General features: G+C 34.4%; 10 protein-coding genes. All 10 read right to left on the reverse strand.

The annotated features are described in order from the left end of the window. Positions 1–82 precede the first annotated feature (82 nt). The gene (locus ACFX5D_RS08555; protein ID WP_379857811.1) at positions 83–1,396 is read right to left on the reverse strand and encodes an oligosaccharide flippase family protein; all 1,314 of its coding nucleotides are present in this window, start codon (positions 1,394–1,396) and stop codon (positions 83–85) included. 34 nt (positions 1,397–1,430) lie between these two features. Then, positions 1,431–2,324, reverse strand: a complete 894-nt coding sequence (locus tag ACFX5D_RS08560; RefSeq protein WP_379857812.1) for a glycosyltransferase family 2 protein — start codon at positions 2,322–2,324, stop codon at positions 1,431–1,433. A 9-nt stretch (positions 2,325–2,333) separates the two neighbouring features. Continuing rightward, the gene (locus ACFX5D_RS08565; protein ID WP_379857813.1) at positions 2,334–3,197 is read right to left on the reverse strand and encodes a dTDP-4-dehydrorhamnose reductase family protein; all 864 of its coding nucleotides are present in this window, start codon (positions 3,195–3,197) and stop codon (positions 2,334–2,336) included. A gap of 8 nt (positions 3,198–3,205) precedes the next feature. Continuing rightward, the gene (gene wecB / locus ACFX5D_RS08570; RefSeq protein WP_379857814.1) at positions 3,206–4,336 is read right to left on the reverse strand and encodes a non-hydrolyzing UDP-N-acetylglucosamine 2-epimerase; all 1,131 of its coding nucleotides are present in this window, start codon (positions 4,334–4,336) and stop codon (positions 3,206–3,208) included. Further along, positions 4,327–4,737: a cupin domain-containing protein gene (locus ACFX5D_RS08575; protein WP_379857815.1), complete on the reverse strand. Its 411-nt coding sequence runs from the start codon at positions 4,735–4,737 to the stop codon at positions 4,327–4,329. Before ACFX5D_RS08575 ends, wecB begins: the two co-directional genes overlap by 10 nt. A 7-nt stretch (positions 4,738–4,744) precedes the next feature. Then, positions 4,745–5,740, reverse strand: a complete 996-nt coding sequence (locus ACFX5D_RS08580; RefSeq protein WP_379857816.1) for a polysaccharide biosynthesis protein — start codon at positions 5,738–5,740, stop codon at positions 4,745–4,747. Between the two features lie 198 nt (positions 5,741–5,938). Next, positions 5,939–7,003, reverse strand: a complete 1,065-nt coding sequence (locus tag ACFX5D_RS08585; protein ID WP_379857817.1) for a Wzz/FepE/Etk N-terminal domain-containing protein — start codon at positions 7,001–7,003, stop codon at positions 5,939–5,941. Positions 7,004–7,204: 201 nt separating this feature from the next. Beyond that, positions 7,205–9,631 (reverse strand): SLBB domain-containing protein, encoded by a 2,427-nt coding sequence (locus ACFX5D_RS08590; RefSeq protein ID WP_379857818.1) that lies wholly within the window; start codon positions 9,629–9,631, stop codon positions 7,205–7,207. Positions 9,632–10,025: 394 nt separating this feature from the next. After that, the gene (locus ACFX5D_RS08595) at positions 10,026–12,401 is read right to left on the reverse strand and encodes a GumC family protein (RefSeq protein WP_379857819.1); all 2,376 of its coding nucleotides are present in this window, start codon (positions 12,399–12,401) and stop codon (positions 10,026–10,028) included. Positions 12,402–12,409: 8 nt separating this feature from the next. After that, positions 12,410–13,204 carry a polysaccharide biosynthesis/export family protein gene (locus ACFX5D_RS08600; RefSeq protein WP_379857820.1) on the reverse strand — a complete coding sequence of 265 codons (795 nt, stop codon included), beginning with the start codon at positions 13,202–13,204 and terminating at the stop codon, positions 12,410–12,412. Positions 13,205–13,431 lie beyond the last annotated feature (227 nt).

Genomic DNA, 13,431 nt, shown 5'->3' on the forward strand with positions numbered 1-13,431 from the left:
TATCTAATTTCAATTTCAGAAAAAGTTTAAAAAAAACATAATTTTACTTCTTCCGTTTCCTTACCGTGAGTAAAAAATCAAATTACATATTTTTTATATTCTTAATTTGTGATAGAACATTTTTAAATTCAAAACTTTCCTTATCAAATAAATTCAAACCTTTGTTTCGTAAAACAAAATAAAAGGAAAAACATATTAAGAGTTCTGTAAAGAGATAACTGATACTGGTTCCGATATAACTGAAGTAATAACCCAATATTAAATTTAAAACCAAACTAAAACAAGCGGCAAAGCTGGTAATTTTTAAAAACAAATTATCCATGCTTAAATTTAGCATCGTTTGTATTCCCATTAAACTACTCATGGCAGAAATCAAAGGAAGGAAACTAAGGATCTGGACACTGATTACAGAACCTTCAAAACTTTTTCCATATATAAAAAAAACAACAAAAGGAGCCAATACTAAAATCCCGAGACAAACCGCAACAGTAAAATAAAAAACTAGGGGTACAATCTTCCTTAATTTGGCAATACCATGTTCCTGTCCTTCTGAAAAAGCCCTGCCGATATAAGGATACAATGAAGAGGAAAGCGGAATATTTACAACACTTTGTACTATAATTATGAAGCTGACAGCAGTCGTATAAAAACCGATGGTTTTAGTATCCGCAAAAAATCCTAAAATAATTATATTAGTTGTTGTATAAAGTGAAAAAACGATTGAGGAAAAGAAAACTAATCGTACCTCTTTTAAAATACCCAGGGTGTGCTTTATCGAATAAAACCTGAATTTAATTCTAATAACAAAAATGACATATAAAATCGAAATTAGACTAATTAGAAAATTACTAAAAACACCTATCGTTGCATACAATAGTAAGTCCTCGTTTTTCGACACAAAAAGGAAAATTAGACTTGTATTGACTACACCCTTTATTAGAGTAAAAAAGCTTAATACCGGCAATTTTTGTAAGCCCTGAAAAACATATTGCGGAGTTAAAAGAGCAGAAACAACATTTAAAAACAACATCAGCGAAAGCATTAGGTTATCACTTAAAAGCGGTATCATACTAATGCATATAAGAAAAGCCACTATGGATACAATGAACAATAATACTCTGGCGCAGGTGACTTCAGAAAAAATTTTAGAGCGAATCTCTAAATTGTCAGGATCAACAGCTATCTTTCTTGTGGCGGTAAAATCAAAACCATAACTGATCAGTAGAATAAAATAACTAACGAAGGCTGTAATATAATTTATTATCCCAAAACCTTCAGGGCCTATTATTCTCGAAACATAGGGTATCGTAATAAGAGGAAAAATATAATTAACTATTTGAACAACACCTAAAGAGGCGATATTCTTTAGCAGGGTTCTATTTTTAGAAGGCACCATTTGCGGATATTAAATTGGGAAAGTAGGAAATAATTTAAAATTTTCTTTTTAAGGCATACGCAATCTTAAGCAAATGATTTTTAACAATTTGAATTACATAAGATTGATCAGATTGATGATGACTGCCTATACTTATAAAATTAGCCCTATAATTAAACGAATTTTTCGTTAGATTAGCGAAAATACTTTTATTCCTCGCAGCTCTGACATTTATGTATTTTTCTCTTTGTTCATCAACAGTAACTTGCTTAACATAATGATTTTGATGAATAACTTTTTTGGTATCAACAAACTTGATATGCATTCGCTTTTGCTGAACCCTGAATATAAACTCATCGTCATCATATCCATGACCTAAAGCATATCTGGGATCAAAACCACCTAAATCCACCAAATCACTAGTCATCATTGCGGTACAAAAATGATAGGAACTGGGACGGTACCTGGAATGATTATACCAGCCTAAACCACCATCGGTCTGCACGATATGTGCATTATTTTCAATTAATGATGCTATGGCGTCCCTGTCAAAAAATAAGGCGTCATTATCTGTATTCTTTTTATCAAGAGAATAACATCCGAAACTTAAGTAATCATTCCGTTTAAGATGCTGATCTACATATTCCAGTATATTATCAAAGTGATAACATTCCGGATTTTGAAGTATTATTTTATCTCCTTTCGCTGCTTCAAAACCTTTATTAAATGGAATACAGGGATTACTGTACCATTTGTCTGATTTTTCTAAACGAATAACTCTTAAAAACGGATAAATTTGCTGTAAATCTTCCAAGCGCTCTTTTTCCTCACTGCAGTCATCGACAACAATAAATTCAAAATCAATCGTACCAAAATTAGCTTTCATACTGTCTAAAGTACGTATCAATAACTTTCTGCGATTAAAATAAGCGGTCACTACAGAAATCATAGTACAATTTTATAAATAGTGAGAATAAATAGTGGCATGTTGTAAAATCCAGTCCTTTTGACTTTCCAGCATCTTTTGATAGTCAGGCACTTGATAGTCAAAATCAGTTCGAATACTCACTAAACTTTTATCAACGTGGTAATTCCCGTTAGGTTCAATTGCAATTTTGCTATTTTTGTAAATAGAATTAAACAGCGAGATTAAATTATATTTATCTATTTTAGAAGAATGCGCTACCTGAATTAGACCGTTAATGTTTTGTTCAATAATTTCCAATACAATTTTTGCTAATTCTAAAGTGGTTAAGCCAGACCAAAAAGCATTCGTATAGCCACTTAATTTGGCTTCATCTGATTGAGACATAAACCAATGAAACAAACCGATACCATTTTGATTCAGTTCCGGTCCTATAATAGAGGTACGTATTGTTACATCTTTGGCATTTGTTAATTCTCCCAATGCCTTCGACTGGGCATAAAAACCGATTCCATTTTTGATGTCATCTTCAGTATATCCGCCTTCTTTACCCGAAAAAACACAATCGGTACTGATGTGAATTATTTTGGTCTTTGTATCTTTAGTAATTTCTTCTAAATAATGGGGAAAATAACTATTAAACCAAATGGCTTTTGAAGGAAAATCTTCCGCATCATTATTTAAAATTCCGATACAATTTACCACATAATCAAATTGATGCGTTGCAAACAAAGACTGTAATTGGGCTGTATCCGAAACATCTATGTTAAATAACTGGGAACCACTTTCAATATTCCTGGCTAAACCATAAACATCATATAATTTACTTTCAGTAAAATAATTGTAAAGCATATGACCTGCCATGCCTTTAACACCTATTACTAATATTTTTTTCATTTGATAAATTATTTATCCCAAATTACTTTGTTGATAATTGAAGTATAACTTTGAATTGCTTTAATGACACGAGCAGAGGTATTGGTAACCTCATATTCCCGAGGTAACGCTATGTTTACATCAAATAAGCCTCTTGAAATCTCAATAGCATTCAATACTTTGTCTGTTGTTATTCCTCCCAGCACAATAGTCCCTGCATCAATTGCTTCAGGTCTTTCTGTGCTTGTTCGGATACTGACAGCCGGAAACCCCATCATAGCTGATTCTTCACTAATGGTTCCACTGTCTGAAAGGACAACAAAAGCATTTTTTTGCAACTTAACGTAATCAAAAAAGCCTAAAGGCGGTACATTCGAAATTAACGGATGAAATTTAATTTTATTTTTTTCAATCCGATTCTTAGTGCGGGGATGTGTTGAAAAGATAACAGGCATCTGATATTTTTCAGCAACTTGATTTAAAGATTCTGCTAATATTTCAAAATGATTATCCAAATCAATATTTTCTTCACGGTGCGCACTCACTACAATATACTGCTGATCTTTTAATTGTAAGCGAGAAACAACGTCACTATTAAGAATTTGTTCCTTATATTTTAACAAGACCTCTTTTAAAGGAGATCCAGTAACAAAAACATGATCTTTTCGGAAACCTTCGCTTAATAAATAGCGACGGCTATTCTCTGTGTAAGTTAAATTGATATCGCTGATATGATCCGAAATCTTACGATTAATTTCTTCAGGTACATTTTGGTCAAAACAACGGTTACCTGCTTCCATATGAAAAATCGGAATTTTCAATCGTTTGGCCGCAATGGTACTCAACACACTATTGGTATCTCCTAAAACCAATAAAGCGTCAGGCAGTTCTTGTGATAAAATTTCAAAAGATTTTGAAATTACGTTTCCAATCGTTTCTCCTAAATGATTTCCGGCAACATTCAAAAAATAATCCGGTTTTCTTAAACCTAAATCTTCAAAAAAGATTTCGTTTAATTCGAAATCGTAATTTTGGCCGGTATGAATCAAAATATGATTAAAATATTGATCACATTTTTTGATACATTCAGCTAAACGTATAATTTCAGGTCGCGTTCCTAATATGGTTGCTACTTTTAATTTCTTTATATTTATTTCCATTGAGTAGGATTATATTTGTAATTGTCCAACACTTCTCCCATCTTATAATTGGAGTAAACCATTAATTTAGAATCGGTTGCTAGAGCTTGAATAGAGGAAGCATAACCAGCCTCAACTGGCAAGGTATCCAATGTTTTGGAGTCAAGCTCAAACGAAAGGACTTCTAGATCATCAGACGGACATTCAAAATTATCAATTTTTACTAATTTTATCAAAAATTTACCTGAAACCGCAACAAACCATCTTTTTTCAATTTGATGGCCTTGCCATGCTCTTTGTATAGATAAATGCGCATTCTCGATAAAGTACATGCGTTTTACTTCAGAAAGATCCAGTTCATTATTAAATGACAATGTACCTCTTTCATCTACAAAAGTATTTCCAATTATTGTGGTAAGCATTTTATATCTATTCTTGAAACAGTTCAAGTTTTTTTAACAGCACTTTTACTCCTTCAACATCTTCGCGTTTGGTGTTGTGCGAGTTATAATCTTCAATTTCTGGTTGAATCTCTTTTCCTTCGGAGAAATATTTGGCATAATTTAAATCACGGTTATCAGAAGGGATACGATAAAAATCACCCATATCTTCAGCTTTCATCATTTCTTCACGGGTACATAAAGTTTCATAAAGTTTTTCCCCATGTCTGGTTCCTATAACTTTAATTTCGCTCTTTACGTTTTTTAATTGACAGATAGCTTCAGCTAAATCACCTATTGTAGCAGCAGGAGCTTTATTGACGAATAAATCACCCGGGTTTCCGTGTTCAAAGGCGAATAACACTAATTCCACAGCTTCTTCCAATGACATTAAAAAACGGGTCATATGAGGATCTGTTATAGTTAACACTTCACCTTTTTTTATTTGTGATAAAAATAATGGAATAACGGAGCCACGAGAGGCCATTACGTTTCCGTATCGAGTCAAACAAACCGTGGTATGGGTTAAGTTACGCGCTTCTGCAATAGCTACTTTTTCCATCATGGCTTTTGAGATCCCCATAGCGTTGATTGGATAAGCTGCTTTATCGGTTGATAAACAAATCACTTTATTAACCTTATTGGAAGCTGCTGCACGAATAACATTTTGAGTTCCTTCTACATTGGTTTTTACAGCTTGCATAGGAAAAAATTCACAAGATGGTACCTGTTTTAATGCAGCTGCGTGGAATACATAGTCAACATCGTGCATCGCATACTGGATACTATTGTAATCTCTTACATCACCAATAAAATATTTAATTTTATCATTTTTATAAAAATTACGCATGTCATCTTGCTTTTTTTCATCACGTGAAAAAATACGTATTTCTTTAAAATGATCGGTATGTAAAAAACGATTTAAAACAGCACTTCCAAAGGAGCCTGTTCCGCCTGTTATTAATAGAACTTTATTTTCAAACATTTTATAATGATTATTTTAGCTATTTATATAATTTATGACAATCGTCTGCCAAACTGCCAACGCCCTCTTTAACATAATCAGGTCGAGAAAATAGGATACTTGTAGGCAAATGAACTAATTTTGTGAAATCAAAAATACACACTATACCAAAATCTGTTAAATCTGATTGCACCGATAAATAACTATTTTTTTAACTGCTTATATGTTTTTTATCAGTCTTCTCAATACTAAAACTAACATTACAAAAAAACCAGCTAAGATTCCGCCTAGTATAATGCCTTTAGCCTTTCCAAATTTTTCCTTGCTCAAAGGTAAAATCGGCCGATCGATAACCTGAATTAATGGGGTTTCTTTACGCAACGTAACTTTAGCTAATTCCGTTTGTTTCACCAACTCCGTTAATATAGCAGTGTTTGCCTGCACATCAACTTGCCTGCGGGCTGATGGTGCGCGACGCACATTGAGAGCAGGATTCAGCATAAAAGTATTGTCATTAGCAACGGCCACGCCGGTGATGGCGCCATTCAATTCACGACGAATCGAATCGGTTTGCCGTTCTAGAATATCCATATTCAGTCTGGCTTTTTTACTTTTGGTTGACACATAAAAATCAGAAACTTCTTTTACCAATGCCTCGGCAAAATATTTTGAAAACAATTCATTGGTAGATGCAACATCTATAGTGATAATTGCAATTTTTTTATCTTTCTGCGCAACAGATAATCCTGTTTTGGAGAGGTTGTCATAAATAACCCCCAAAACACTGTCATGGGCTCGGGTATAAGACGTGCGCTTACTGCCTGGCAAAAACTGAAGGGTTGCTAATTTAGGTGTAGTTCTCCATTTTTCTCTCCATCCCTGATTTTGGATGTACATCTCTGCTAGAGAAATCATTTTGTCGTCTTTTGTTACTGGACTCAATAATGTCTGCTCTACCATAGCACGTGACTTGAACAACTCAGTGAGATTGGACCCTGTAAAAACACTCCCGCCACCGCCGCCAAGATCTAAACCAAGGGAACTTGCTAAGCCTAATGCACTTCCTAATCCTCCCCCACCTGATTTCTCATCCTCTAATGCAAAAGACAAGGTTGCGGTATATGTAGGCTTTTTAGCAACCGAATAAGCCAATCCCAAAGCAGCTCCGATAATCCCTGCCAATACAATTATTTTCCATTTCGAGAACAAATAGACATACGACTCTTTTACTTTAATAAGTAATTCTTTTAACGAGATTTCGTCGTTCTGTATTTGTTTATTCATTTTATCAAGATTTTAAGCTTGTATTTTATTTATTTTTTGACATATAAAAACCTCTTTTCGGTTTTTAATTAGTCTTTATTTAAGGTTGAGCGAAAACCAAATGATATGCTAAATGTTAGGATTACTGTAAACTGGACTCCCAACACTGACCACTAAAGACTTACTATTGAAAACTGATCAATAATAACTGAACACTAATCACTATCTAAGTATCGCAATAATTACCCCAGCCAAACTCGCTAATACACCGGCTATACTCACAAACTCACCCGTACTCATCTTTTTAACTTCAGGTTTTTCCGGAACAATGATTTGCGAACCCGGGGTAACGTTTGGGTAGGATCTAAAAAATAAAAATGAACTTGTTACAGCCGCCTTACCGTTTGGATAAATGATGTAGGCTTTCTTTTTCCAACCCCTGTTATCTACTCCACCTACGGCACTTAAGTAATAACCAAATCCTCTTCTTTTTTCGTAAGGAATTTCTGAAGTCAACAATACATTACCAGTCACTTTTACACCTTCATTGAAGGTAGCCACTTCTATTTCATCTCCAGGAAATAAAGTTACATTCGTATTATCTTTTGGGTTTTTAACAATCGATTTCCAATCTACTGGAATGGTAGCAAATTTTAAATCTTCTTTTAATTTTTTGGTCAGTTTTTTTTGTATACTATCCTTTTTACCCAGATTCAAATCGACACTTTCTACCATTTCAATTTGTTTGGCCTGTATGGGTCTTTTGATCTTAACGCCTTCCACATTCGCTAATGAAGTCAAACCTCCGGCTCTTTCCACAATATCATAGACTCTGTCTTTTTTTGATGCCAAAACATATTTTCCGGCATAATTAACAGCACCGCTTATGGTTACCATCTCTGGCTTTTCATAAACTGCCATTTTACGAATATTCACCACATCAAAAGGTTTTAAATCAAAGTTCTTTAACTGTTCATTGTTATCAGCCGTAATTTCGATATTAAACAATTCTGCTTTATTCGGATTGGCATCGTCTATTTCTTCCGATTGAATCATTCTTGCTACCTCAACTCTCTTTGAAGCAGATCCCGTTAATCCACCAGCTTGAACCAATAGATCATTTAAAGTTAAATTTTCATGGTAGTCATAAATCCCTGGTTTTTTAATCTCACCATCAATCGTTATTTTATATTCTTCAACAAAATCTAAAATAGAATAAACCGTTACGATGTCTTCTTTTTTCAAAGCAACATCTGCTTCAAGATCTCCCTCCAAAGCTTTAACCAAATTCACATTGACAATTTCCGTTGTCAAATCTGATTTTAATCGAATGATTCTCGCTCTGTTGCTATATGCATCTTCTTTTAGACCTTCCGCTTTTGCAATCAAATCGGAAACACGCATTCCTTCATAAAAAGAATAAGTGTCCGGTCTAAAAACGGCACCGTCAATTTTGATACGGTTTTCAAAACGATTCAGAATTTTAGTCACTCTAAAGACATCCCCGGATAAAGGTTTATAAGTATTAAATTCTGCGAATTTTACATCTCGAACTTTAAATTCTTTATCTGTTTTTTGTAATACATTTACCGAAGCAGTATAAGCAAATTCGTTAAAACCTGAAGCAAAAGACAATAAATCTGCAAATGTCTCTCCTTTTTTCATTTCAAAAATACCAGGACGTTTTACTTGTCCCTCGACCGTAACCCTTTGATTGTAGGCCGGAATTCGAATTACGTCATTATCCTTTAATCCCACATTATCCGATTGGTCACCATTGACCAAAAAACGATAAATATCAACACTGCGATATACTTTATTATCCCTTAACAATTCAATATTTCTATAACTTCCATTTTTTCCGGGACCACCCCCTAAAAATAAGGCATTATAAACCGTTGCTAAGGAGGAAATTGAATAATTACCCGGTTGTTTACTGCCAATGATCGTAACTCGAATCGTTCTGATCCGACTCAAACTAACACCTACTTGAGATTGTCCTGATGCAACTGTACTATACACCCTAGCAATAGCTCCTTTTATTTTTTGAGTGGCCGCTTCTATGGTCATTCCTGAAACGGGAATCTGGCCTACATACTGGATATTTACCTTCCCTTCCATGGTTACCGGAACGGAGGCATTAAATTCTTGCACGCCATAAACACTAATTTGCAATTCATCTCCTGGTCCAAGGACATAGTTCAAAGGAGTTGCTAATTTCAAATTAGGTTCGAAATTTAAGGTAGGATTATCAAACAGTTCCGAACCAAAAACCAGCGCATTAACGGAATCTTTTACTTTCGTATTGACAATTTTCTCTTGCTTCCTGGTGAGCTCTTTCGCTTCTACTTCCAATTTTTGATAGTCTTTCTTATCAATACCGGTAGAATTTGAATTCCCCTCTAAACGCAATTTCAACTTAGCAAATTCGCTTGCAGGCATTCCTTTTGCCAAAGCCATAGGTTCTGCTTGCTCAATAGTCAGATTATTAGTTTGCAGCTGGCTTCCTATTTTCGCAATATCACTATCCGACAAATAATCTACTTTCAGTGTGCTCAAATCGGCACTTTTCAACAAATCTTGCGCTAGTACTGTGGAGGATTGAAAAAGTGCTATAAAAAACACCGCTGCAATAAGTATTTTTCTCATGTCTAATCTAAAATTTACAATTTATGTATCGTATTCTATTTATAACTCTATTTACTAAAACAAACCTCAATAGTATCAACTCCGCATAGCTACGCAACAGTAAGCCACATAACAGGCATACTCTTTTTTAAAAACAGGTACAAAGCTAGAGTAAAATTATAGAAAAATCTATAGTTTCGGTAGGAAATATAAAACAAAAACCCCTCTTATTTGGTTCCTGGCAGGGTCCTGAACAATTAGCCCTACTTTCCTTTTGCGAAAGTAATCACAATTGCTTTTAAATGACAAAAAAACGTGAATTCTATAAGAAATAACAGCATTAAATAAAAAAAAGTTTACAAAATAAAAATATTCTGTAAACTTTAAAACCTATTTAAATTCAAAAATGCATATCCTACATTTTCAATAATTTTTTATACCATGGTTCTTTAACAACTTTTGCTCCATAGCCATAGCCATATCCATACCCTTTCGTCGAATCCGTATCATTAAGAAGTAGACACATATTAGGCAACTTTTGCTCTTTGTATAACGTGTTTGGAATAGTTAGCATCCGTTTTTCTAAAAAGTTGGCCCGTGCAACATAGATAAAACAATCAGCATGCTTCGCAATAAGTAGCGTATCCGTCACTAAACTTACAGGGGCCGTATCCACAATAATATAATCATACTGCGCTTTTAGTTCGTTAAAAAGTGAATCTACTTTTTTACTCATTAATAGCTCTGCTGGATTGGGTGGTATTACTCCTGCGGGTAAAATATGAAAATCCTCAAATCCATCATATTTAACGATAAGACTCTCCAATTTCATATCTTTGGAGGACAGATAATTCGTAAACCCTCGTTCCGGTAAATTAAAATATTCATCTAATCTTGGATTTCTGATATCCATACCTATTAATAATACTTTTTTTCCAGACAAGGCAAATGTTGCCGCAAGATTAGCGGACACAAAGGTCTTACCTTCTTTAGGAAAAGTAGAAGTTAAAAATAGTGTCTTGGCTTGACCATCCTCGGCTTTACTTAACATAAATTCCAGATTAGTTCGAATGATTCGCAAGGCTTCGGCAGAACTCGTCCTACTCTCCGATTTTATAACTTCCGAAGGATTATCAGAAGTGGGTACATCCCCAATAAACGGGATAAGCGTTTTTCCATCCAGGTCCATTCGACTCTTAATTTTAGTGTCTAATAAATCCTCTGTATAGATAACGCCGAAAGGAATGAGTATTCCTAGCAATAAGGCGCCTAAATAGATTATATTTTTCTTAGGCGCAATTGGCATTTTTCCAGCCTTGGCAGAATCAATGACTCTGGCATTAGGCTCGGTAGCCGACAAAGAAATAGCAGTTTCTTCTCTTTTTTGTAATAAATACAAATAGAGCTCTTCCTTCACCTTTTGCTGTCTCGCAATGACTCTAAACTGGCGCTCCTGAACTGGAATTTTTCCAATCTTAGCATTCAAAATCCCCTCATTACTATTTAAATCTCTTTTCTGAATGGTCAGGGTGGATTTTAATCGTTGCAAACTGGCCCCTACCGTAGATTTCAAAGAAGCAATTTGCTGATCCATTTTAACCACAGATGGATTTTCAACCGTGGCAGATTTCAGAATCCGGTTTCTATCTAAAACTAATTGGTTGTACGAACTGATTAAACCAGAAGCATCGCCCTCACCCGAAATAATATTGCTGGGCAGTAAATCTGAATTAGTACTTTTTTTCATAAAGTCCAACATCGAGGATACTACATTTAGCTGAATCTCCGTTTCTACGCCTTTTTTATCATATTCATTCGATCCCTCAATAAAAAGTTTCGCCTCGGATTCGATATCAGTTAATTGATTGACTTTTTTAAAACTTTCCACATCCTGCTCCACACCATCTAATTCCTGCGTAATTAAGGTCAATCGCTCAGCAATAAATTTAGAAGTGTTTTCAGAAATAAAATTCTTGTCAGCTGCAGCGTTTTCATTATAAATTTGAATCATGTTATCCAAAAAATCTTCCGCTCTGCTTACCACTGGATCTTTGATAGAAATTTCTACAACACTACTTGTTTTACTGATAGAGGTAATTTCAAGATTTCCTCTGAAACTATCAACTACGTCATCAAACGGAGTTATGGACACTTTCAAAGAACGAATAGCATCCTTAGAAAAAGCATTATGAAATTTTGATTTCCTAAAAACTAGTGTTCCATAGGCAGTGCCAATTTTTTCACCAAATTTAAACTGAGTTTTATTCCCTAAAAGTATTTTGGTGGTATCATTCGTTTTTTCAACTTCCAATTCAAAGGTGTTGGCTGTCAGTTCCGAAAATGAAAATTCAACTTTATTTTTATAAAAAACGCCCTTTCTATTAACGATATCCACTTCAATTGGAGCATCACTGTAAATTTCTTTGTCAACAATATTTCCCCTTGTAAATATTCGCGCTCTAAGATTGAGTTTCCTTACCGTACTTTCTACCAAGCTTCTGGATTTCAAAATTTCAATTTCGTTATCCACATTACTTTTCATAGCGCCGCCCATGCCCAAATCAGCAAAAGCAGACAATTCAGAAAGCATACCTCCCTTTTTTTCATCTTTTACTAATATCGTTGTCGAAGCCTTATACTGTGGAATCGTATAGCGTAAATACACGAAAGCAAAAATCAGACAGATACTAACAGCTAAAGCAAACCACTGCCAATGAATCGCATATTTATTTAAAAATTCTTTAAATTGAAAATCGTTTTCATAATCTTCGTCAAAGTTGTCGTTTTCCATGCAAAATTTTATTTGGTAGTAGTAATAATCAAGGTAATCAAAGTAATCAATAAAGAAGATATAGAAATAATCACTCCGGTATTAGACCCTATGGCTGCGCCATTTATCTTAGTTTTAATAGGTTCTACATAAACCACATCGTTTTGAGCCAAATAGTAAAAAGGGGAATTCATAAACTCCGCTTTAGTAATATCAACCCTGTTATAGGACTTCACACCGTCTATTTCTCGTATAACTAATATATTATTTCTTTTACCGTAAATAGTCAAATCCTTAGCCATCGTTAACGCTTCAATCAAAGTAATTCGATCCGAAGCCACAGGATAGGTACCGGGTAAATTCACTTCACCTTGCACCGAAACTTTAAAATTCATGACGCGAAGGTTAATAATTGGGTTTTTAATATAGACGGCTATTTTTTGCTGCAACAGTTGAAGAACTTCAGAGCGGGTTAATCCACTTACTTTTAGTTTCCCTAAAACAGGAAATTCGATAAAGCCATTGGCATCTATAAGATACAATTGCATGGTTTCCTGACTGCGCACTAAATCTTGTTTGGAAGGGCTAACCATACTAACCGATTTCAAATTAAAAGGTGCGGCAATTTCCGGATCTTCGGCAGAAACGATAATCATCAACAAATCATCCGGTTGCATCTTAATTTCATAGGAAGTGGACTTTCCTACTGGAGCCATTTCATCGATATCCTGATAGTAAACTACATCCTTTCGGGAAGCACAAGAAAAAAGGAACAATACCAAAAACAACAAAATTGTTTTTTGAAGTAAGGAGAAATATTTCATAGGTTGACATTTATTGTTTTTCAATGGTCATATATAATTGCTTCGCCAGTTCGCAAAAGCTCGGGTTGTACACTATCATTTGTCTTTTTTGCAAATTTATCTTTATGCTGATCTTGTACGGTTTAAATTTTTAAAGGTTGCAAATATAGGAATTAAAAATTTTATTGAGAATAAATAAAAAAGACATCAATAGACTAAATTTTATATAATTTACGGATTGTCTGCAA

Source organism: Flavobacterium fructosi, from assembly GCF_042787335.1.
In the GTDB taxonomy this organism is placed as follows: domain Bacteria; phylum Bacteroidota; class Bacteroidia; order Flavobacteriales; family Flavobacteriaceae; genus Flavobacterium; species Flavobacterium fructosi.

Coding starts and splice junctions, on each gene's coding strand:
- ACFX5D_RS08555 (WP_379857811.1), bottom strand. CDS start 1,396: ATGGTGCCTTCTAAAAATAGAACCCTGCTAAAGAATATCGCCTCTTTA.
- ACFX5D_RS08560 (WP_379857812.1), bottom strand. CDS start 2,324: ATGATTTCTGTAGTGACCGCTTATTTTAATCGCAGAAAGTTATTGATA.
- ACFX5D_RS08565 (WP_379857813.1), bottom strand. CDS start 3,197: ATGAAAAAAATATTAGTAATAGGTGTTAAAGGCATGGCAGGTCATATG.
- wecB (WP_379857814.1), bottom strand. CDS start 4,336: ATGGAAATAAATATAAAGAAATTAAAAGTAGCAACCATATTAGGAACG.
- ACFX5D_RS08575 (WP_379857815.1), bottom strand. CDS start 4,737: ATGCTTACCACAATAATTGGAAATACTTTTGTAGATGAAAGAGGTACA.
- ACFX5D_RS08580 (WP_379857816.1), bottom strand. CDS start 5,740: ATGTTTGAAAATAAAGTTCTATTAATAACAGGCGGAACAGGCTCCTTT.
- ACFX5D_RS08585 (WP_379857817.1), bottom strand. CDS start 7,003: ATGAATAAACAAATACAGAACGACGAAATCTCGTTAAAAGAATTACTT.
- ACFX5D_RS08590 (WP_379857818.1), bottom strand. CDS start 9,631: ATGAGAAAAATACTTATTGCAGCGGTGTTTTTTATAGCACTTTTTCAA.
- ACFX5D_RS08595 (WP_379857819.1), bottom strand. CDS start 12,401: ATGGAAAACGACAACTTTGACGAAGATTATGAAAACGATTTTCAATTT.
- ACFX5D_RS08600 (WP_379857820.1), bottom strand. CDS start 13,204: ATGAAATATTTCTCCTTACTTCAAAAAACAATTTTGTTGTTTTTGGTA.